The following is a 21,878-nucleotide window of genomic DNA, read 5'->3' on the forward strand; positions in this document are numbered from 1 at the left end:
GTGTCGGCCGCCCGTTACGCCCAGACGTCGCCGATCGTGAAGCCCTCAGTAAACGGGTCGTCATGGTCGAGAACGATGGTGTTCAATCCATAGATCCAGCTCTTGCCGCTAACGGTCGGAACGACGGCATTCCGGTCCCCGATCTTCGTCTCCTCGACGAGACGACCAGTGTAGATGTTTCCGAGAAGGCCTTGATGGCGGAACGGCTGGTCAAGCTTGAGCTGACCCTTGGCGTGAAGCGTCGCCATCTTCGCACAGGTACCCGTGCCGCAAGGGCAGCGATCGAGCGCGCCGGTCCAGGTTCCCGGGCTGTCCCAGGAGAAGTCGCCGGAAGCCATCGTGACAGCGTTCTTCCAGTCGGCGTTCGGGTCCTCGCTTGGACCGGATAGTTGTGAGATCGTGATGCCGACGCCGGGATAATCGGGATGGACAACCGGCAGCTGCTCGATCGCTGCCTCGCGGATCATCGACGACACGCGTGCGATCTCCCGTCCGTGCTCGGGCTTCAACTCGAGCCCCTTGAACTGGCGCACATCCGCGATGACGTAGAACATGCCGCCCCAGCCCACGTCGACGGTGACCTTGCCGAGGTGCGGCACGTCGATGACCGCGTCGAGATGCGCCGCGAATGCCGGGACGTTCTTGAACGTGACGCTCTTCACCTTGCCGTTCTCGCATTCCGCCTTGACGCGGATGAGCCCGGCCGGTGCCTCAAGCACAAGCTCGGTTACCGGCTCCTTCATCGGCAGCATGCCCATTTCGAGAAGCACCGTAACGACGGAGATGGTATTGCCACCCGACATCACGGGATATTCGATTTGCTCCATGATGATGTAGCCGGCATCGGCTTCCGGATGGCTCGGCGGCACGATGATGTTGCAGCAATGCGCGGGATAACCGCGAGGCTCCCGGAGAAGCAGCTTGCGGAGGCCGTCGTCATTTGCCTCCAGCCACTTCATCTTCTCGTAGGATGAGTTACCCGGAATGTGCGGAATGCCGCCCGTAACCACGCGCATCGGTGTGCCTGCATGAGTGTCGACTGCCTGGATGGTTCTCTTGAATGCCACGTTGCTGTTCCCGTTTGCTAACTAAATGGAGGCTGTAAGAATGTGCCTATCGCGCTGCGATCGCTGAAACTCGCTCGAAGACGCTTCGCGGAATGCTGATGCCCTCTGCAGTCATCGGGTGCTCGATCCCGGTTACTCCAGGCATGAAGACGCCCAGTTCTTGCAGACGAGCCGACTGGGATTGTGCTCGTTGGATACGCTGATCTCCGTTGTTGCCAGGCATGATCGCCACGACGGTAAGACCCACCGCCGGGGAGGTGGCGCCCGATCGGAAATCCGGTACGTCCAGCGACCAGTTTCCTCCCGACAATCCCGCCGACAGCATTTCGACGAGAAGCGCAATGTTTCCGCCTTTGCGCCCGCCGAACGGCAGAAGCGCGCCGGCAAGGGCCTTCTGGGCGTCCGTGGTGGCGTTGCCGTCAGCGTCGACAGCCCAGCCTTCCGGTATCGGTTGGTTTTCCTCGGCGGCTCGAACGATGTTCACGAAGGCAGTTGCGCTGGAAGCCTGATCGATGACCATTGGCGGACTGTCGGGTCCGAGAGGAAAGCCGAACGCCAACGGATTTGTGCTATAGACGGCCGGGCCTCCCGGTGTGGAGACGACCATCGCGTTAGCGTTGGTCGCCGCCAGGCCGATTGCGCCATTGTTGGCGAGCGTCCGGACGTAGTAGCCGAGTTCGCCGGTCGTGAAGCCGTTGGACTGCGTGAAGATTGCAATGCCGTAGGTGCGGGCTGCACCTAATAGGTCTTCAAGTGCCACATCAAAGCCAAGTTGTGCGATCCCGGCGTCGGCATCGGACGCGAGGAACGCCGGAAAGCTGCGCTCGAGGCGCGGGGTCGGATGGCCATTGATACGGCCTTCAACGAAGCCGTTCAGATAATCGACAAAATGTGGGAAGCCCAGTGTCGCCGGGCCGTGCAAGGCTGCGGAAAGCGTTGCCTCAACGAGAGAGCGAGCGCTCGCGGGCGATGCGCCGGCTGCTAGGCACGCTCGCATTGCAAGGTCCTCCGCTTCCTTCAGCGTGAGGTAAACCTCATCTGCCATCTAGGGTCTCCAATACTGTTTCTCTGCCTTCATAGGATGCGCGTGCGATGACGGTGCTGGCTCTTTCTAACGCTGTGGCTAGTGGCCCATCCGGCAGCCACGATGTTTCTTGCGACATGGCGAATTCCAGCCCCAGCTGACTGCCGGGACGGCGAAGGAAGGGCGGCTCTTGTGCGCCCCCGATTGATGTGGCGTTACGGGTCCGATGCAAGGTCGAACGAAAGGGGCGGCTAGGCATGGAACTACTCGTAAAGCTCCATGCGCGATTGGTATTCCACCCCCGCAATCATCTTTGCCGTACTCTCGGATCAGGTCACCTTACGAGGGAGACGACGCTTTCATGGTGTTGGTGGGGTTGCGAGTTGACCATCGCTGCCGCCAGCTGACGGAAGGTAACGACCCCTACGGGTTGGGACGACGCTCCGAGCACCGTTACCTCGCCATCAGGCTGTGACGTCATCATCCGAAGAGCTTCCTCTATTGTCGTCTGAGCGCCGATGGTGGGGCCTCCAACACCTGCGCCATGGCGCAGCGGGCTCATGACGGCCTCGACATGGACGACCCTTCCACGGTTCACTTCCTTCACGAAGTTCGCGACGTATTCGTCTGCCGGTCGCAGCACGATCTCCTGGCTCGTACCCTGCTGGATGACCTCACCGTCGCGAAGGATAGCGATCTGATCCCCAAGACGAAGGGCTTCGTCGAGGTCATGGGTGATGAAGACGATCGTCTTCTTGATCTCCTTCTGGATGTCCAGAAGCACGGTCTGCATGTCTGTTCGGATCAGTGGGTCGAGGGCCGAATACGCCTCGTCCATCAGCAGGACCGGTGCATCGTTCGAAAGCGCCCGCGCCAGACCGACGCGTTGCTGCATGCCGCCCGAAAGCTGGTTCGGGAACTTCTGTTCGAAACCCTTCAGACCGACACGCTCGATCCAGCGCATCGCAATGTCGACGGCCTTTGAGCGCTCCATTCCTTGAACTTCGAGACCGAAGACGGTGTTATCAAGGACGTTGCGATGGGGCAGGAGGGCGAACTTCTGAAAGACCATGGCGGTCTGATGCATGCGAAATTCGCGAAGCTGCGTTTCGTTCATCTTCACGACATCGACGCCGTCCACAACCACTTCGCCAGCCGTTGGATCGATCAATCGGTTGATATGGCGGATCAGCGTCGACTTGCCTGAACCCGACAGCCCCATGATGACCTGGATGCAACCCGACGGAATTTCGATATTGATGTCCCGAAGACCGAGGATGTGTCCGTGCACGCGATTGAGTTCGGCCTTGCCGAGGCCTTTCCGGATGGCGTCGATGTACGCCTTTCCATCCGGCCCAAAGATCTTGTAGAGATTGCGGATCTTGATGCCGCCGAAGTGGTTGTCAGCCATGGACGGTCTCCCGGTACGCCTGGAGTCTCTTGCCATAGGCTTGGCTGACTCGGTCGAACATGATGGCGATGCCGACGATGGCAAGGCCGTTGAAGATACCCAGAGTAAAGTACTGGTTCGCGATCGCCTTCAGGACCGGCTGGCCAAGTCCCTGCACCCCGATCATCGAAGCAATAACCACCATCGCCAATGCCATCATGATGGTCTGGTTGATGCCTGCCATGATCGTCGGCAGCGCCAGAGGCAGCTGAACCTTGAAGAGCTTCTGAGACCGGTTCGTACCGAAGGCGTCGGCCGCTTCGAGAACGTCCTTGTCGACAAGGCGGATGCCGAGATCGGTCAATCGGATCATCGGCGGGATTGCATAGATGACGACCGCGATGAGGCCTGGAACGCGGCCGATCCCGAGCAGCATGACAACGGGAATAAGGTACACGAAACTCGGCATGGTCTGCATGACGTCGAGCACGGGGCTGACAATTTTCTGAACCCGGTCAGACCGCGACATCAGGATTCCGATCGGAAGACCGATAGCGACCGAGAGCACGGTACAGACGAAGATCATCGAGATGGTCCGCATCGTATCCTGCCACATGTCGAAGTAGCCGATGATCATGAGGGTCAGAAGACAGCCCAGGACGATCTTCAGGCTTCGACTGGCAAACCAGGCAGCGACCAGGATGAGGACCGTGATGATGGGCCACGGCGTCTGTGTCATGAATTTCTCGGCGGCAATAAGGAATTGCTGCAGCGGCTTGAAGAAGCTCTCGATCCCGTCGCCGTAGGCCCGTGTGAAGGCGCGGAAGTTCTCGTCGATCGATTGCTTCAGACCGCGCAATGCGTCGTCGTTCATGTGAGGAAAATTGTAAAACCAGTCCATTCGGATCCCCTTTTCATGGAAGAAGCCGGTGCCAAGTCTTTTGGTTTTTGTTCGCAGCGTGGCGCCTGGCGCCTCGGCTTATGATGGCCAGCGAGCTGGCGCCGTCCGCCTATATGATTGCTCGATAGCCCGCGGAGGTCCGCGACGCGCGTCCGGCGATTTCTAAGGTCAGCGGTCTTGAATTCAGCTCGATCATTTCGTTCCCTTATTTTTGCTTGTGTTCGTTTCGTTCGTCGCAAAGTCGGCGGCCCTGTCTCAGGGTTGCCCTCCCATGACGAGGGTCTTTTCAAGCGCGGCAGCGAGACCATCCGACACCGCTGCCGCAAACCCTCGATCCTTCATCGCATTGAGGCCTGCGGCGGTCGTTCCTCGGTATTCGAAAAATGCGTCGAGGGTCTTTTGCGGATGTTCCGGTCTTGCCTGAAGGAGACCTCCGGCGCCGATGATCAGACCATTGACTGCACGAAGGGCGATGTCTTCGCTCAACCCATGCGACCGGGCGTCATCGAGCATCGCCAGCGCTAGCAGCGCTGGATACGCCGGGCCGGTCCCGGTCAAGCCGGTGAGATAGTCGATGTCTCTCTCGCTCGTAACTTCGTCCTGCGTGCCGCATGCGTCGAAGATGATCCGAACGATCGTTCGATCGAGGCTGGTCACCTGAGCTGACGCAAGCCAGGGGGTGTAGGAGAGGGCGATTTCGGCGGCCGCATTCGGAAGTGCGCGAACGACGCGGCGCGTGTTGTGCCGTTGAGCGATGGCCTCGGCCGAGATCCCCGCCATGACGGAGATCACCAGTTTGCCGCGCACATCGATGGATAGTGAATGCCAATCGTCTGGCCGAACCGACAATATGATGACGTTCGACTTGTCTGCGAGCTCCTGGCTGTCGCGTGTCCAATGTGCCTTGGGATGGAAATCGGGCTGGCGACTGCGGAACGAGAGGATCAGGTCTTCCTCGGTCACCGAGCCGGCGCGGATCAGAGAGCGGGCGATTGCATTGCCGAGCCAACCGGCCCCGCCAACAATGCCTATCCTGATCGATCCGCTCATCCGTTGTTTCCTAGCCTGGTTTGTAGCCGTGGCGGGCGAAGAAGCGATCCAACTCCCTTTGCTGCGGAATCTGGCCTGTGTAGATCGCAATGTACTCCGGAATCCGTTTCATTCGAACGGCGATGTCTTCCTGCGACTGCATCGAAATGTAGCCGATCTGCACAAGGTAGGTTGTCCGTGCGCGAACGTCGGCCGGAACGGCCTTTAGACCGAACCGCATGAACATCTTCGACAGCGCCTCCACCCGCGTCTGGTCCGCGGCCTGCACTTCCTTGAGAATGTCCGACGACTGCAAGGCCCAGCTGCGGACAGCGAATTCAAACTGAGAATCGAACAGATCCTTGTTCAGCCAGCAGTCAAAGACGTTGAGCATCGCCTCTGCGAGCGACTCCGCATATGCTTCGGACTGCTTGATCAGATTGCCCGTGTTTTTATCCCGCCACTTCTGCACGAGGGCGTCGAGCAGCTCCTCGCGATCCTTGAAGAACCAATAGAAACTCGTTCTAGATAGCTTCAGCTTCTTCGCCAGGGCAGGATCTTAACGGAATCGACGCCGGAATCGATGAGGGAGGAGTAGGCGGCTTCAAGCCAGCCTTCCTGAGATCCCCGCCATCCGGTGTCGTTCAAATTCTGGTCCATGACCTATCTCCTAACAAATTATGGCGATCGCCACAAGCAAAATGTACATCAGTGTCAAAAACGAAGACGTAAATGTTTTCGTCATTGACACTGATGTACATTTTCGCTTAGCGTCTTGTCGATGTTTCTAATCCGGAGCACGACGCATGTCGAATGATCCCCTTCTTCAGCCGTACAAATTGAAGCACCTGACCCTCCGCAACCGTATCATCGTGACCTCTCACGAGCCCGCTTATCCGGAGGAAGGAATGCCGAAGGAGCGGTATCGCGCCTATACCGTCGAACGTGCGAAGGGTGGCGTTGCCCTCACTATGACCGCCGGCTCAGCCGCGGTTTCGCGGGACAGTCCGCCGGTCTTCAACAACCTGCTCGCCTATAAGGACGAGATAGTTCCGTGGATTAGAGAAATGACCGATGCCGTGCACGAGCACGGTTCGGCGATCATGATCCAGCTTACCCATCTTGGTCGTCGCACGCGCTGGGACAAGGGCGACTGGCTGCCGGTTCTCGCACCGTCGCATCATCGTGAAGCCTCGCATAGGGCGTTTCCGAAGAAGATCGAAGACTGGGATATCGAGCGCATCATCAAGGATTTCGCCGACGCGGCCGAACGCATGAAGGCGGGGGGCATGGATGGCGTCGAGCTTGAGGCCTACGGCCATTTGATCGACCAGTTTGCCTCTCCGCTCACCAATGAACTTGACGGGCCATATGGCGGCTCGCTCGAGAACCGCATGCGTTTCTGTCTTGATGTCTTCAAGGCGATGCGAGAGCGGGTCGGCGACGACTTCATTCTCGGCATTCGCTATACTGCGGACGAGCGCCTTCCTGGTGGCACGGGCAAGGAAGAGGGGATCGAGATTTCGAAGAGGCTGCGCGACAGCGGCTTGATCGATTATCTCAATGTGATCCGCGGTCATATCGACACCGACCCCGGCCTGACCGACGTCATCCCGATCCAGGGCATGGCGAACTCTCCCCATCTCGATTTTGCCGGTGAGATCCGTGCGGCGACGAACTTCCCGACCTTCCACGCGGCCAAGATCCCGGATGTGGCAACGGCGCGTCACGCGATCGCTGCAGGCAAGATCGACATGGTCGGCATGACCCGCGCTCACATGACCGATCCGCATATCGTGCGGAAGATCATCGAGAAGCGCGAAGAGGATATCCGTCCTTGCGTCGGCGCCAACTACTGTCTTGACCGCATCTACCAGGGCGGCATGGCATTCTGTATTCACAACGCGGCGACCGGCCGCGAGCAGACAATGCCGCACATCGTAAAGAAGGCCGAGGTCCGCAAGAAGGTCGTTATCGTTGGCGCGGGCCCGGCTGGTCTTGAGGCTGCGCGCGTATCGGCTGAGCGTGGCCATGACGTGGTCGTTTTCGAAGCGGCGAACAACGCGGGCGGTCAAATTCGCCTCACGGCGCAGAGTGAACGCCGCCGTGAAATGATCAGCATCATCGACTGGCGAATGAGCCAGTGCGAAAAATTGGGCGTCACCTTCCACTTTAACACCTGGGCGGAAGCTAAAGTGATCACGGCTGAAAAGCCCGATGTCGTCATCATTGCCACCGGCGGGTTGCCTCATACCGATGTCCTGACGAAGGGCAACGAGCTTGTGGTCTCCTCCTGGGACATCATCTCCGGGGACGTAAAGCCAGGCACCAATGTGCTCGTTTTCGACGATGCGGGCGATCATGCCGGCCTGCAGGCGGCCGAGTTCCTCGCGAAGGCTGGCGCCAAGGTCGAAATCATGACGCCGGATCGGTCTTTCGCTCCCGAAGTCATGGCGATGAACCTCGTACCTTACATGCGCTCGCTGCAGAAGTTGGACGTCACCTTCACGGTCACGTTCCGGTTGGAGTCGGCCGAGAAGAGTGGCAACCAGATCGTCGCGAAAGTCGGAAGCGACTACGGCGGCGTTGCGAAGGAGCGCGTCGTCGATCAAATCGTCGTCAATCACGGCACGATCCCGCTCGACGAGCTCTACTTCGAGCTCAAGCCGCTTTCCCGAAATCTCGGCGAGACCTCATACGACCAGCTTCTGTCTGGCGAACCGCAGTCGGTGACGCGCAACAGCGATGGGCAGTTCCAGCTCTTCCGGATCGGTGACGCTGTCGCTGCGCGCAACACGCATGCCGCGATCTACGACGGCCTGCGCATAGCAAAGGATCTCTAACCGTTCGGCCGGCCCGCCTTCTTGGCGGCCGGAGAACTTTAGCGAAAACAACAGGGGGTACCCATGAAAATCCTCGTCCCCGTAAAGCGGGTTGTTGATTACAACGTGAAGATCCGCGTGAAGGCCGATGGCACAGGCGTTGAGCTCGCGAACGTCAAGATGTCGATGAACCCCTTCGACGAGATCTCCGTCGAGGAGGCCTTGCGCTTGAAGGAAGCCGGCAAGGCCGAGGAAGTGGTGGTCGTCTCGATCGGTCCTGCCAAGGCCGAAGAGACGCTGCGCACAGCACTCGCCATGGGTGCTGACCGTGCCATTCTCGTCGAGACCGACGATGCCGTCGAGCCGCTCGCCGTCGCCAAGATCCTCAAGGGTGTCGCCGACGTCGAACAGCCGGGCCTGATCATCGTCGGCAAGCAGGCGATCGATGACGACTCGAACCAGACCGGCCAGATGCTGGCAGCCCTGCTCGGCTCCGCCCAGGCCACCTTCGCCTCGAAGATCGAGATTGGCGATGGCAAGGCCCAGGTGACGCGCGAAGTCGATGGCGGCCTGCAGACCATCGAGATCAAGCTCCCGGCTGTGGTCACGACTGACCTGCGCCTCAACGAGCCACGCTATGCCTCGCTGCCGAACATCATGAAGGCGAAGAAGAAGCCGCTCGACAAGAAGAGCCCTTCCGACTTCGGCGTTTCCACGTCGCCGCGCCTCAAGGTGCTGAAGACAGAGGAACCATCAGGCCGCAAGGCAGGCGTCAAGGTCGCGTCGGTCGCCGAGCTCGTCGACAAGCTCAAGTCCGAAGCCGGCGTCCTCTAAGGTTCGAGAAAGGGAGATCTATCCATGGCCATTCTTCTTCTGGCTGACCACGACAACAACCACCTTTCCGACCAGACCGCCAAGACACTGACGGCAGCTTCCAAGATCGGCGGCGACGTGCATGTGCTGGTATCAGGCAAGGGCGCCAAGGCGGCGGCCGAACAGGCAGCCAAGCTATCTGGCGTTTCCAAGGTGCTGGTTGCCGAGGATGCAAGCCTCGCCAACAATCTGGCCGAGCCGCTGTCTGCCCTGATCGTCTCGCTGGCTGCCGGCTATGACACGATCATTGCCGCTGCGACCTCGACCGGCAAGAACGTACTGCCACGCGTCGCAGCCCTACTCGATGTCGCCCAGGTTTCGGAAATCATCGAAGTTGTCGCGGCTGATACCTTCAAGCGCCCGATCTATGCCGGCAACGCCATCCAGACGGTACAGTCGACCGACGCCAAGAAGGTTATCACCGTGCGCACGGCCTCCTTTGCAGCAACATCAGAAGGCGGTTCCGCTTCCGTCGAGGCGATCCCGGCCGTTTCCGATCCGGGCCTCTCCACCTTCGTCAAGGACGCGTTGTCGGCTTCCGACCGTCCGGAACTGACGTCTGCGAAGATCATCATCTCAGGCGGTCGCGCGCTCGTTTCTGCCGAGAAGTTCCAGGAAGTCATCCTGCCGGTTGCCGACAAGCTCGGCGCCGCCGTTGGCGCAAGCCGTGCCGCTGTCGATGCCGGCTATGCGCCGAACGACTGGCAGGTCGGGCAAACTGGCAAGGTGGTTGCGCCCGATCTCTACATCGCCTGCGGCATCTCGGGCGCGATCCAGCATCTTGCCGGCATGAAAGACTCGAAGGTCATCGTCGCCATCAACAAGGACGAAGAGGCGCCGATCTTCCAGGTGGCCGACTACGGCCTCGTCGCCGATCTCTTCGATGTCCTGCCGGAACTCGAAAAGGCCATGTAGTCAGACGGTGTGGTCACGATGGATGCACGCGAAATGAACTGCCGAATATCGTCGCTGGATGGTGTGACTTACGAAGCCGTCGTCATCGGCGCGGGTGCGGTTGGATGCGCCGCGGCACGCGAGCTTGCCGGGCGAGGGTTCAAAACCCTGCTTGTCGACCGCGGCGATATTGGTGCGGGCACGTCTTCGCGCTCAAGCCGAATGCTCTACTCCGGCGTTGGCTACCTCGCGCCGCCCTTTCCCTTGTGGCAACTCCCGTTTCGACCAGTCACGATGCTGCGACGCTTTCTGTACTCGCGGAACATCATGCATTGCCGCGCGGAACTCTTCCGGGACATGCCGGATCGGCTGACCAAGCATCGCTTTCACTATCCGTTTCGCAAGGGAGACCGATATCCGCATTGGCTTGTGGAATTCGGGTTCAGGATGATGGAGACGCTCTGCAGTCGCAAAGTCCCTCTCGCATTTCGGCGATTGTCACCGGCCGCGGCTGCGAAGGAGAGCGACATGGTGGCGTCTCTTGGCGGTCCGGTGTCGAGCGTCGGCGTCTTTGAGGAATACATGTACGCATGGCCGGAAAGGATCTGCGTCGATACGGCGCTCGATGCCGAACGGCGAGGTGCCACCATTCGCACCTATGCGAAGGTAAGTTCGATCCAGCAACGCGGAGACGGCTGGGAAATCACCCTGGAAGATCAGGCACCGGGGGCAAGCGGACAGGCGCGCATCACCACAAAGTCGATCGTGAACGCGGCAGGCCCGTGGGTCGATAGAGTTCCCGGCGGCGGAAAGGCCGAAAAGAAGCGTGTGCTCGGCCGCAAGGGTGTCAATGTGATGGTCCGTTTGCCCGACACCTGGCGAGGGCAGGGTCTCGAAGCGTTTTCCAGCAAGGGCGAGACATTCTATGTTTTCCCTTGGGGCGATTACCACTTCGTTGGTCCGACCGAACTGGTAGTCGAGGAAGATCCGGATAATGTTGGGGTTCTGGACACGGAAGTTGACTATATTCTCGGCGAGGCGAACCTATTATTCCCCGAACTCGCTCTGACAAGGGGCAACGTACTGCATGCGTGGTGCGGTGTTAGGCCAATGTCCACCACGGACGGCGAGACGGTCAGCCTTCCGGTGCGTGCAATCCAAGACCCTCGGAAGCCGGGCCTCATCACGATCACCGGATCCTACATCATGATGCATCGGCATGCTGGGCGTCTCGCCGCAAGGCTGGTCGAGAAAAGGCTGGGCAGGCGCAAGGCTCCGCCAAAAGGAATGCTTCGAGCCGATGGCGAGTCCGATATCCGCGAAATCGTCCTGAAGGAGCATGTCGTCCGTCTCGTCGATCTCATTCGCAGGCGGTTGGCGGTTGGGCTTGATCCGTCGTTGGGGCGCGATCAGGCCGAGGAGCTTTCGCATGTCGCGGCTGCCGCCGCCGGTTGGTCGGAGGCTAGGCGGCAGGAGGAACTGCGCCATTTCGAGGAGGATACCTCTCGCGTTTACCAGCGGGTGAGCGGCTAGTGGCCATCGAAGAACTGCCCTGACGCGAACGCATGAATTCGACGTCGTGATCGTCGGCGGCGGTCCTGCGGGTGTGTCGGCTGCGATCGGGGGAAGCCAGCTAATCAAGGAACTGTCGGTCATCGTGCTTGAAAATGGTACCGAAATCGGTGCCATATTCTCTCGGGTACGGTCGTCAGACCCCTCGCCATCGACCGCCTGCAGCGCGATCGCCATGAGGAGGCCGATCACCGCTGAAAGACAGACGAAATGGAGGATTGCAGCTCGGTCGGAGCATTCCGCTCCGGCCCTGGAGGGAAGGAGAACATTCTATGAGTAGTATCAATATCCACCCTGTCGTGGATTCTGGGTACCGTGCGACGGACGCGAGTTTTTCGGGCGGCACGCTCGTCTGCAATTGCGCGAGCAACCCGGTGAAGGTTAAGGTCAACAGCGATATCGCCCACAACCATGCATGCGGCTGCACCAAGTGCTGGAAGCCCGCCGGAGCGAACTTTTCGGTCGTCGCGGTAGCCCCGACGGACAAGGTCGAAGTCCTGGAAAACGGCAACAAGCTTGCCGTCGTCGATCCGTCCGCTCTTATCCAGCGCCATGCCTGCAAGGAATGCGGCGTCCATATGTATGGACCGGTCGAACGCGAGCACCCATTCCAGGGCCTGTCGTTTCTCCATCCCGAGCGCTTCGAAGGCAAAGGCTGGGCGCAGCCGGGCTTCGCAGCGTTCGTCTCGTCCATCATCGAAAGTGGCTTCGACCCGTCGAAAATGGGTGAGGTTCGTTCGAAACTGAAATCGTCCGGCCTTGAGCCCTACGATTGCCTGTCGCCCGGCCTGATGGACTACATCGCGACCTGGACCGCAAAGAAGAGCGGCGCTCTCCCCGCATGATGCCTGTCGACGCCGGCCGGTGGAACCAGGCTCGGCGTCGCCCACTTTTAGACGGAGATCAGTCCAGCAAGAGGAGGCATATCGATGCACATCGATGGCGGGTGTCACTGCGGGTTCATCTCGTACGAGGCTGACGTCGATCCCGAGATGGTCTCAATCTGTCACTGCACGGATTGCCAGCGTCTGACGGGAACCGCATATCGAGTGACCATCAGCGCCCCACGAGAGGCGTTCTCGATCACCGCCGGCGAGCCGAAGCTCTACGAGAAGCTCGGCGACAACGGTCTCAAACGGCTACAGTATTTCTGCCCAAACTGTGGATCTCCGGTGTACACCACCGGCGAGAATGAGGATGCCGAGGAGGTTGGCATCCGGTTGGGAACAGTCAATCAGCGCCATGAATTTCATCCGAGGTCGCAGATCTGGTGTTCATCAGAGCTTTCCTGGTCCCAAGATATAAGTTCGCTCCCGAAACGACCACTCGACTAGGTGGAAGTGAAGGTGAAACTTCGTCGACATGCTTCGCCTGCCGGTTATGACAGATCCAACCGCCGGGAAGGGCCCCTCCGGGAAGAAAGCCGCTGACGAACTGCAGCCAGGCAGCGCATTGAGAGCAGCGCGACGTGGAGCTTAGGGCACAAGCTGAGCGAAGAAGAGAACTCGGTTCCGCCTTCAGATTTCTTCCCAGGGGAAGGTATCCAATCGCTCGGCACCCTTCGAGGTAACCAGCGCCTGCGTCTCGAGTTTGATGCTCTCGGAGCCGTCTTCGGCGATCAGGCTCTCGATATTGAGGACCATTCCTTCCTCGATCGCGCCGGCGAATTCGGCATCGTAATCAGGATGAAGAAGGATGCCCGGCCATTCGTCCGCCATGCCGGTGCCATGCGCAGCGAGGGTGTAGCGGTACGGAACGTACTTCTCCGGGATGCGCCAGCTCTTGTCGTTGAACTCGCCGAAGGACATGCCCGGCCGGATGATCGAGAGATTATGCTCGATCTGCTCTCGTGCCGCCCAATAGAGGTCTCGCTGCTTGGCATTCATCACAACGTGCCCGCAGGTCCATGACCGGGAGAGGTCGGCACAATAGCCGTAGGGGCCGATCATGTCGGTGTCGAAGGAGATCATCTCGCCGCGCTTGATGACGTAGTCGGAGCATTCCTGGTACCAGGGATTGGTGCGCGGGCCCGCCGTCAGGAGCTTGGTCTCCAGCCACTCGCCGCCGCTGCGCGCATTCTCGAAGTGGAGTTCCGCCCAGATCTCCCGCTCGGTTCGTCCGGGCTCTGAGACTTCGTACATCCGCGCCATCCCGGCTTCACAAACGCGGATCGTCCAGCGCATGAGCTCGATTTCTTCCGGGCTCTTGATCGAGCGCGCGCGCTCCGCCAGTTCCTGCCCGTCGAGCAGGGTGAAGCCGCGGCTTTGCAGTTCGTGGGCCGGTGCCGGCTCCAACCGGTCGACGCCGATCCGTCGGTTGCCACCGTGAGACTTCAGGATATCCGCGATCTCATCGGCCCAGGCCTTCATCCGGGTTTCGACCAGGTTTCCCGCGGTGAAGAATAGAAAGGACTTCGACGTTCGAACTTCGTCAATACCGGGGAGCCCGTCGTTGACGTGCTCCGACCCTTCGAACTCGAACATAATAGCTGGCCCGTCGGCGAGGATCAGTGCGTAGCGCGACGGGTTGTGCATCGTCCATATGCTCATGTTCGAACAGTCGAACGCATATCGGATATTGACGGGGTCGTAGAGGAGGAGCGCGGAACAGTCCCATTCCTTCATTTTCGTGCGGAGACGACCAAGGCGATAGCGTCTGGCGGCGTCCAAGGTTGACGCAGGAATTGGGCTGGTCAAGGGGCGATCAGCACCCTCAGGGTTCAGATAGGCCTGCTTCCGGTCGTCCTTGAACACGGACGCGTTCGATGACGGCGACGAGTTTTCCTCGGTACGCAACATTTCCATCTCCTCCGATCATTCTTAGGGTCAACGATCGATGACGAGATCGCTAAGCGGCTTCGAACAGCACGGCAGGAACATTCCGGCATCGATTTCGCGCTGCCTGATGCCGCCGTTGTGGTTCATTTCCACGGAGCCCGAGACGAGCTTGGACTTGCATGTGCCGCAGACACCGTTCGAACAGGACGAAGGAAGCCGTACGCTTCCCTTCTTCGCAGCCGCAAGCACCGTATGATCCGCAGACACGTCCAGCGTCTTCTTCTGCTTAGAAAATTCGACCTGGTAGATCTTGCCGACAGGTTGCGCCTCTACGTCGAGGCCCGGTTGGTCAATCACGGCCGCGTCGAAGCTCTCCTCTATATAATCGGACGGCGGGACGCCTAGAGCTGCCGAGATCGAGCGAGCGGCCGCCATGAACGGCGCGGGACCGCAACACATAACGATGCGCTCGGCAATGTCGGGCACGGCCAGTTTGACGAACTCGGGGGAGATCCGGCCCGTCAGACCGGGCCAGGACTGTTCACCGACGACGGTCTCCGGCAGGAACTGCAGGCGCAGTCCCTTCATTCGCGTGGCAAGACTTGCAAGCTCCTGCCGGAAAATCAGGTCGGACGGCGTTCGCGCCGCATGCAGGAAGACGATGTCGGTGGCCTCGTACTGATCCGCAAGATCACGCGTGATCGACATGACGGGTGTGATGCCCGAGCCCCCCGAAATCAGCAGGAGCTTCCTCTTTTCGCCTTTCGGACGGATGAAGTGACCGAGCGGTCCCTGGCCTTTGACCGTCATGCCGGGTGTCATGTTGTCGTGCAGCCAGTTCGAGACCTTGCCTCCGGGTACGCGCTTGACGGTTACCGTGAACGCGTTCCGACGGTGCGGCGAGGACGAGATGCTGTAGCAGCGGGCTTCTCCGTCCGAACCTGTCGGGAAGTCGAACAGGAAGTACTGCCCAGCGTCGAAGTTGAACCGCTTGCCTTCAGGAGATGCGAACGTGAAGCTCTTCACGTCGTGCGTTTCCTGGTGGACATCAAGACAGACGAGCGTTTCGTCCTGTTCGGGATCCCAGATCGCGGTGTCAGCCCGCGTCAGTTGTTGAAATTCAATACCCATGAGCGCGCATCCGATCGATGTACCAGGTCGCGAACTTGTCGAGGTTGGTTTCGGAGAACTTGGAATAGGGGCCAGGCTGGTAGGCCGGGTCGAGGGCGCCCGCATGCGAGCGGGCAACGAGATCTGCGTCCTGGTCGGTTGTCGCGATCCAGACGTCGGTCAGCTTGTCGAGGTCGTAGTCTTTGCCTTCGACGGCATCCTTGTGCACGAGCCACTTGGTTCTGACGAGCGTGCGGCCGGCGGAAAGCGGGATGACGGTCGCAACCACCGCGTGGTCGCCCATGAAATGGTTCCAGCTATTATGGCCCCAAAGGTGGGTGTCGCCGAGGTCCTTGCGCGTCATGTGACCGAGCAGCTTGGAAGAGGCGGCAGTGGCGTCATGGGTCTGGGACTCGCCGGCGCCCGCAATGATCAGCCGCTGGGTGCGGAAGTTCGTGGCGCAGTTTTCGAGTTGTTCGACCGCAGCGGACGGGAAGCCGTCGGCCTCCCAGGATTTTGTTCTTTCATCGTATAAGCGGAAGTGCTTTTCAGCCTGCTCACGATCTTCAGGGCTCAGCGTTTCGGGATCGAAGCCAAAGTCGAGATCGACGAAGGAAACACAGAGTTCGGGATGGTTGGCAGAACAGTGGTAGCACTCGCGATTGTTTTCCATCGTGAGCTTCCAGTTGCCGTCCTCGATCACATCCGTCTGATGCGCGACCTTGGCATTGCGAATGTCATAGGGCGCAAGCCGTTCGATCATGGCCTGCTCGAGATTTGAGATGTCCTCTGGCGGATGGTCCGAGAGGCATACATAGACAAGGCCGCCGATCGATTTGAAGGTCACCGGTTTCAGGCTGTGACACTGTTTGTCGAGGTCCTTGCCCATATGAGGGGCGTAGGCCAATTCGCCAGTGAGCTCATAGGTCCAGGTGTGATAAGGACAGACCAGCTTCGAAACGATCGTCTTTCCTGCGTCGAGCAACCGTGAACCACGGTGACGACAGACATTGTGCAGGACACGCAGTTCGCCGTCATCGTCGCGAAGCAGGATCAAGCTTGTCTTGCCGATATCGACCACCGTCGCATCGCCTGCTTCCGGAACGTCGCAATCGAGGCCAATGCAAATCCAGTGTTTATGGAAGAAGACGTCGATATCCGCATCGAACACGTCCTCGCGTGTGTAGAGGCCGGCAGGCAACGAATGACCGTTGGTGCGAGCTTCGAGGAGGGCAGAGATGTCAGATGGCAGCTTGTTGAGCATGATAACCTCTCGTGGTTCGATAGCTGGCAGTTTGCGCTTGCGTCCCAGAGGCTTCAACGGCACTAATTTTTAGCGATCCATAACTTTAGGGAATGCGAAGGCAGCGTTGATGAACTTTCGGCGGCGTATTCCATCCCTGACCGCGCTGTTGACTCTCGAGGCCGTGCTTCGGCATCGGAGCTTCACGGCGGCAGCCGTTGAACTGGGCGTTACCCAGGCAGCAGTGAGCCGCCAGATCGCCGTCCTTGAAGAGGAGCTCGGCTTGGATCTCTTCGTACGAAAGCATCGCGCGATCGAGCCTACTCCGCCTTGTCTTACGCTCGGCACGACATTGGCGCAGAGCTTCGCCAATATCGCGGATACGGTTGACGGGGTAAGATCGTCCCAGCAAGGCGTGGTCACCATTGGAGCCTCGGTGGCGTTCTCTTCGTTCTGGCTTTTGCCACGGCTCGCAGAGTTTCGACGGGAGAATGCCGGCGTGCAGATCAGGGTGATTTCCCAGGATGCCAGGATCGATCTAGATGCCGGCGGTGTCGACATAGCCATAAGATATGGAAGGCCGCCTTTCACCGACGCCAAGATCGTCGCATCGCAGGAGGACTTCGTCGTTCCAGTATGTTCGCCGGACTATCAGCGACGGAGACAGCCTGGTGAACTCTCAGGCGCCGACGAGTTCATCGAGACGGATGCGCAAGACAGAACCTGGCTTTCCTGGGCGCATTGGGTCGAGGAAACGGGGCGCGATCTCCGAGTTAGACCCCATCTACGCTTTAGTCATTACACGGAGACGATCGCGGCTGCTCGGGCAGGGCAGGGGATAGCGCTCGGGTGGCGGCTTCTCGTTCAGACGTTCCTCGATGATGGAACCCTGGTCGCTCTCGAGGAGGCTAAGATGCCGACAGTGGAGAGGTTCCATGTTCTTCTTCCGGCAAAGACGCGAAGAAGCGATTCAGCTGAACATGCAGCGACCTGGCTTGCCAATGCATTGACCCACCAACGTTAGGTCCTCCAATACGAGGCCGGCTTTCCTCTTCCGGCTAGATGACTGTCTGCAGGCCTAGTTCGACGACCCTGCCAGACGGCAGACCGAAATAGTCAGTTGCGGTTCCGGCATTTCGTGCAAGCGCGATGAAGAGCCGATCCTGCCAGAACGGCATGCCTCCTTTTTTTGAAGGCAGGATTGTTCGTCGCGACAGGAAGAAGGACGTTGACATGATGTCGAAGCTTAGGCCGAGCTTTCGCGCGAGAGCAAGGACGCGCGGAATGTTCGGTGTCTCCATGTAGCCGAACGTGATCACGAGCCGGCTGAACAGCGGATTGAAGCTTTCCAGGAATATCTTGTCGTCGTCGGGAACGAATGGAGTTGCCGCGGTCACGACGCTGAGGATGATGTTCTGTTCGTGAAGTACCTTGTAATGCTTCAAGCTGTGCAGCAGCGCCGTCGGTGCGCCCTCGACATCGCTCGTCAGGAAAATCGCGGTGCCCGGGACCGTCGGCGGCTTCTTTTGCGCGAGCCTGTCGATGATCGAACGCAACGGGATCTCGTCAGCCCGCGTTCGCGCGGCAAGCAACCGCCTGCCGGAAATCCAGGTCTGCATCATCAGACCCATGATCGACGCCACGGTGATCGGAACCCAGCCGCCATCGGGAAACTTCGCGATGTTGGCGGCAAAGAAACCGGTATCGATAAGGAGAAGCGGAACGATGACTGCCGCCGCACTAAGCATCTTCCAATTCCACACATGCCGCATGACAACAAACAGCAGGATGCTGGTAATCAGCATTTCGCCGGTAACCGCGATGCCGTAGGCCGCCGACAGTCCGCTCGAGCTCCTGAAATACAGGACCAACGCCACTACGAAAACAAAGAGGAACGAATTGACCTGCGGGATAAAAATCTGGCCGGAGTGGGTTTCGGACGTGTGGAGAATCTGCATGCGCGGCAGGAGGTTAAGGTGCATGGCCTGCCGGACGAGGGAGTAGGCGCCCGATATCACCGCCTGGCTGGCGATCACCGTCGCCGCAGTGGCAAGGCATACGATCGGCACGCGCGCCCAATCCGGATGCATCCCGAAGAACGGATGTGAGGCCATGTCCGGATTTGCCAGTACGAAAGCGCCCTGGCCGAAATAGTTGAGGAGAAGGCACGGGAAAACGAACACAAACCACGCGATGACTATCGGTCGCCGGCCGAAATGCCCAAGATCGACGTAGAGTGCCTCGGCACCGGTGACCGCCAGGAACACCGCGCCCAGAACCGTGATGGCGAGGCCGACGTTGTTGCCAGCGTATTGGATGGCGTGAATTGGGTTGATGGCTCCGAGGATCGCCGGATCGTCCAGAATGTGGATGCCGCCGCTGATCCCAAGGACGGCGAACCAAAGCGCCATCACGGGACCGAACACGGCTGCCACCCCGCCAGTTCCAAAACGCTGGATGATGAACAGCATCGCGATGATCGTCAGCGTGATCGGCACCACCCAATGCGAGAGCGCCGGTGCAACGACCTGGATGCCTTCGACGGCTGACAGGACCGAGATAGCAGGCGTGATGATCGCGTCGCCGAGAAAGAGGGAAGCGCCAGCGACGCCCAACACCATAATCCAGAGAGGTCGGCCCGGAATGCTTTCGCGGGCGAGGGTCATCAGGGAAAGTGTGCCGCCTTCGCCATGGTTGTCCGCCTTGAGGACGAAGGTCACGTATTTCACTGTCACCACGACCGTGAGAGCCCAGACGATCAATGAAAGGATGCCGAACACGTTGTCGCGATGCGAACCCAGTCCCGCCGTCGCGTGCAGCGCCTCTCGAAATGCATAAAGCGGGCTCGTGCCGATATCGCCGTAAACGACGCCAAGTGCGGCAAGCACGAGTGGCGCAGTTCCGCTGCTGGTTTCATGTCCGATTTCCGGGTCTTCGGAACGAAGCTGCGGATAGGTCAAACGGGCGGTCCTTGATCGAAAATGCGAGCACTTAGGCTGAGCTTGTATGCAAATCGGCAGGCATTGGCAAACTGACGGCAGTCGAGACCGGCGATCCGCTATGGAGACAGAGCCGCGCCTTCGACTCGGTCCTCCATGACCGGCTTTGCTTCATGCTATGGCACACGCTGCATCAAAACGAGTTTCCCGATGGAGCCCATACATGCGCCGAGCTGAGTTCTCTCCGGTGCACTTGATTGCTTGTGGTGGAAGAAAAGAGCTGTTGATTGAAACGGTCTTCAAACAGCTCGTGTTGGAACTCTATATCCCCGGAAACAATGGTTTCAGGTCGAACCGGCACGGCGCGGACGTCCTTAATATTTCTTCTTGCGAACGATCTTGTTGCCACGTGGCCCGCTGATGGCCGGTGTTCTATCGCGATTTTCGACGACGAGGCTTCGCCAGCGTTCAAGACGGTCGGCGGCTAAAGTACCGCTCTTGACGGCAGCCTGAACTGCGCAGCCCGGTTCATGGGCATGGGTGCAGTCGCGAAACCGGCAAAACGTCGCCAACTCCGTGATATCGGAAAAGTGCGTATCTATTCCGTCTGTGACGTCGCTGACGTGGAGCGTTCTGATCCCTGGCGTATCGATGACCCATCCACCGCCTGGAATTGCATGCAGCGACCGCGCCGTGGTGGTGTGGCGGCCCTGTGCGTCGTACTCCCGGATGGTGCCGGTCTTCTGCTTGGTGTCGGATCCAACCAAGGTGTTTACGAGGGTCGATTTTCCAACTCCGGAGGACCCCACCAACGCGATTGTCTGACCAACGCCGTACCAGGGCTTCAAGAGGGAGGCGGCGTCGGCCGAGCGCCCGTTGAGTGCGATGACAGGAAGGTCATGCTGCAGCGCCTCGGCCTGAGACTGGAACTCGCCAATATCTTTCGCCATATCGGCCTTGGTCAGCACAACGACCGGATTGCTGCCGGCCTGCTTGGCCATGATCAGATAGCGTTCCAATCGCTCGGGATCGAAATCGGCGTTGCACGAAGTAACGATCAACAACGTATCAACGTTCGCAGCAACCAACTGCTGGCCGTGTCCGCCTTCGGTCCGTCGCTGAAACACGCTTTTCCGCTCGAGGCGTTTGACAAGCATGTCGGTCAGTGGATCGGCCATAATCCAATCGCCCACCGCAAAGTCAGCGGTACTGCTGTGGGGCGGGAGTTGCAGTCCGACTGGCCCGTTGACATCGATCGCTTCAATCCGTGCTCGATGTACCGAGGCGACACGCCTGGGGACGAGGCCTGCTTCCCCAGGTCCGATTTGATAGGCGAAGAACTCGGACCAGCCAAGCTGTTCCAGCGTTGAATGAAAGGGGGTCAAATTTTATCTCGCATTCGGTACGACAGCTGTGCGGAGTGGCTGGGGTGTGCTCGCAGCGTTTTGCCTAGCTTTGCGGATCGCGCTTTGACAACGGCACATTTGCGTCCCTCGTGCTTTTGCTTGGAAACGTTTGCAGCTAATTACCCCCTAAAGCCGCAAACAGCCAGCTATAAAACAAAGCGTCGACGTAAGAGCACGCCTGGTGTATGCACGGATTATCGATGCTTTGTTTGCCGATGCTTGTTTTGGCTGCGCTCTGCGCCTCTTGATCAACTCTCACTTTCAAAAGTCGACAGACCGCTGTGCGTGGCTCGGTCGGAATTGGTGTATGTAGCGCATTGGTCTGTGATGACCGTTACCGCTATCTACAAAGCTCCGTGCTACACGGCGGGTATTTGCTAATTAAACCTGTCTCTGAAAAGGGAATCTATTGAAATTTTCGAACGACAACAGCTTTGCCGAGCGCCGCAAGTCGGCGGCGAAATCCAAGCAGGACCTTCTGGCGAAGTTCAAATCTGCGCCGAAGCCAACGGACCCTGACATGCAGGAAAGGCTTGCTGCGCGCGATGCGGTCGCTGCTGCGAGGACCGCACGTCGTGCCGAGCGCGATGCTTCGAAGGCGGAGGAAAATAATCGCCTGTTGATAGAAGTCGCGGCTTTCGCCATGGCGGCGGAGGCGCAGGAAAAGGCCGAAGCTGAGGCCCGACAGGCGGAAATCGACGCTCGCGCTTCCCGCATCGTGGCCGATGAAGCCGCACGCAAGGCCGAGCGCGATCGCCGCTATGCGGCACGCAAGGCTCGTCGCGCCTGATGCCCGAAAACTCATATGCAATCCTGGACTTGGCGAACTCC

The 21,878-nt window shown here is 59.3% G+C and carries 18 protein-coding genes and 2 pseudogenes; 9 read left to right on the forward strand and 11 right to left on the reverse strand.

Annotated features, from left to right (window positions below; all coding sequences use genetic code 11):
• Positions 1–14: 14 nt before the first annotated feature.
• The 6 genes and pseudogenes from FZ934_RS22185 to FZ934_RS22210 all read right to left on the reverse strand — a co-directional run bounded on the left by FZ934_RS22185 (position 15) and on the right by FZ934_RS22210 (position 6,071).
• The gene (locus tag FZ934_RS22185) at positions 15–1,067 is read right to left on the reverse strand and encodes a proline racemase family protein (RefSeq protein WP_153273032.1); all 1,053 of its coding nucleotides are present in this window, start codon (positions 1,065–1,067) and stop codon (positions 15–17) included.
• A gap of 46 nt (positions 1,068–1,113) precedes the next feature.
• Entirely contained in the window at positions 1,114–2,112 is a 999-nt protein-coding gene (locus tag FZ934_RS22190) for an Ldh family oxidoreductase (RefSeq protein WP_153273033.1), read from the reverse strand.
• Positions 2,113–2,425: 313 nt separating this feature from the next.
• Positions 2,426–3,502, reverse strand: a complete 1,077-nt coding sequence (locus FZ934_RS22195; protein WP_153273034.1) for a quaternary amine ABC transporter ATP-binding protein — start codon at positions 3,500–3,502, stop codon at positions 2,426–2,428.
• Positions 3,495–4,382 (reverse strand): ABC transporter permease, encoded by an 888-nt coding sequence (locus FZ934_RS22200; RefSeq protein WP_153273035.1) that lies wholly within the window; start codon positions 4,380–4,382, stop codon positions 3,495–3,497. The genes FZ934_RS22195 and FZ934_RS22200 overlap by 8 nt, the downstream gene beginning before the upstream one ends.
• A gap of 255 nt (positions 4,383–4,637) precedes the next feature.
• Positions 4,638–5,432 carry a pyrroline-5-carboxylate reductase family protein gene (locus FZ934_RS22205; RefSeq protein WP_153273036.1) on the reverse strand — a complete coding sequence of 265 codons (795 nt, stop codon included), beginning with the start codon at positions 5,430–5,432 and terminating at the stop codon, positions 4,638–4,640.
• A 10-nt stretch (positions 5,433–5,442) separates the two neighbouring features.
• A pseudogene (locus FZ934_RS22210) lies at positions 5,443–6,071 on the reverse strand (TetR/AcrR family transcriptional regulator).
• 146 nt (positions 6,072–6,217) lie between these two features.
• On the opposite strand from FZ934_RS22210, the gene FZ934_RS22215 reads away from it, so the two are divergent.
• The 7 genes and pseudogenes from FZ934_RS22215 to FZ934_RS22245 all read left to right on the forward strand — a co-directional run bounded on the left by FZ934_RS22215 (position 6,218) and on the right by FZ934_RS22245 (position 12,906).
• Positions 6,218–8,254, forward strand: a complete 2,037-nt coding sequence (locus tag FZ934_RS22215; protein WP_153273037.1) for an NADH:flavin oxidoreductase — start codon at positions 6,218–6,220, stop codon at positions 8,252–8,254.
• Between the two features lie 63 nt (positions 8,255–8,317).
• Complete coding sequence (locus FZ934_RS22220) at positions 8,318–9,067, forward strand: electron transfer flavoprotein subunit beta/FixA family protein (protein WP_153273038.1); 750 nt, start codon at positions 8,318–8,320, stop codon at positions 9,065–9,067.
• Positions 9,068–9,091: 24 nt separating this feature from the next.
• Entirely contained in the window at positions 9,092–10,021 is a 930-nt protein-coding gene (locus FZ934_RS22225) for an electron transfer flavoprotein subunit alpha/FixB family protein (RefSeq protein ID WP_153273039.1), read from the forward strand.
• A gap of 33 nt (positions 10,022–10,054) precedes the next feature.
• On the forward strand, positions 10,055–11,533 hold the full coding sequence (locus FZ934_RS22230) for an FAD-dependent oxidoreductase (RefSeq protein WP_153273040.1): 1,479 nt from the start codon (positions 10,055–10,057) through the stop codon (positions 11,531–11,533).
• A 19-nt stretch (positions 11,534–11,552) separates the two neighbouring features.
• A pseudogene (locus tag FZ934_RS28275) lies at positions 11,553–11,764 on the forward strand (FAD-dependent oxidoreductase); the annotation flags it as partial.
• An 80-nt stretch (positions 11,765–11,844) separates the two neighbouring features.
• Positions 11,845–12,417, forward strand: a complete 573-nt coding sequence (gene gfa / locus FZ934_RS22240) for an S-(hydroxymethyl)glutathione synthase (protein WP_153273041.1) — start codon at positions 11,845–11,847, stop codon at positions 12,415–12,417.
• 84 nt (positions 12,418–12,501) lie between these two features.
• A complete protein-coding gene (locus FZ934_RS22245) occupies positions 12,502–12,906 on the forward strand; it encodes a GFA family protein (RefSeq protein WP_153273042.1) in 405 nt (134 codons plus the stop codon).
• 183 nt (positions 12,907–13,089) lie between these two features.
• On the opposite strand, the gene FZ934_RS22250 is transcribed toward FZ934_RS22245, so the two are convergent.
• Genes FZ934_RS22250 through FZ934_RS22260 form a run of 3 tightly spaced genes read right to left on the reverse strand, consistent with a single transcriptional unit; the run spans position 13,090 to position 16,723 of the window.
• Entirely contained in the window at positions 13,090–14,370 is a 1,281-nt protein-coding gene (locus tag FZ934_RS22250; protein ID WP_153273043.1) for a M24 family metallopeptidase, read from the reverse strand.
• A gap of 27 nt (positions 14,371–14,397) precedes the next feature.
• Positions 14,398–15,480, reverse strand: a complete 1,083-nt coding sequence (locus tag FZ934_RS22255; RefSeq protein ID WP_153273044.1) for an FAD-binding oxidoreductase — start codon at positions 15,478–15,480, stop codon at positions 14,398–14,400.
• Positions 15,470–16,723, reverse strand: coding sequence for an aromatic ring-hydroxylating oxygenase subunit alpha (locus tag FZ934_RS22260; RefSeq protein WP_153273045.1), 1,254 nt, complete (start codon positions 16,721–16,723; stop codon positions 15,470–15,472). Before FZ934_RS22260 ends, FZ934_RS22255 begins: the two co-directional genes overlap by 11 nt.
• Before the next feature lie 109 nt (positions 16,724–16,832).
• On the opposite strand from FZ934_RS22260, the gene FZ934_RS22265 reads away from it, so the two are divergent.
• The gene (locus FZ934_RS22265) at positions 16,833–17,726 is read left to right on the forward strand and encodes a LysR substrate-binding domain-containing protein (protein WP_153273046.1); all 894 of its coding nucleotides are present in this window, start codon (positions 16,833–16,835) and stop codon (positions 17,724–17,726) included.
• 34 nt (positions 17,727–17,760) lie between these two features.
• On the opposite strand, the gene FZ934_RS22270 is transcribed toward FZ934_RS22265, so the two are convergent.
• Positions 17,761–19,662 (reverse strand): potassium transporter Kup, encoded by a 1,902-nt coding sequence (locus FZ934_RS22270; protein WP_153273047.1) that lies wholly within the window; start codon positions 19,660–19,662, stop codon positions 17,761–17,763.
• Positions 19,663–20,015: 353 nt separating this feature from the next.
• Positions 20,016–21,026 carry a ribosome small subunit-dependent GTPase A gene (rsgA, locus tag FZ934_RS22275; protein WP_153273048.1) on the reverse strand — a complete coding sequence of 337 codons (1,011 nt, stop codon included), beginning with the start codon at positions 21,024–21,026 and terminating at the stop codon, positions 20,016–20,018.
• A gap of 430 nt (positions 21,027–21,456) precedes the next feature.
• Here rsgA and FZ934_RS22280 point away from each other — a divergent pair, with 430 nt between their 5' ends.
• On the forward strand, positions 21,457–21,837 hold the full coding sequence (locus FZ934_RS22280) for a DUF6481 family protein (RefSeq protein ID WP_153273049.1): 381 nt from the start codon (positions 21,457–21,459) through the stop codon (positions 21,835–21,837).
• Positions 21,838–21,878 lie beyond the last annotated feature (41 nt).

Source organism: Rhizobium grahamii, assembly GCF_009498215.1.
In the GTDB taxonomy this organism is placed as follows: domain Bacteria; phylum Pseudomonadota; class Alphaproteobacteria; order Rhizobiales; family Rhizobiaceae; genus Rhizobium; species Rhizobium grahamii_A.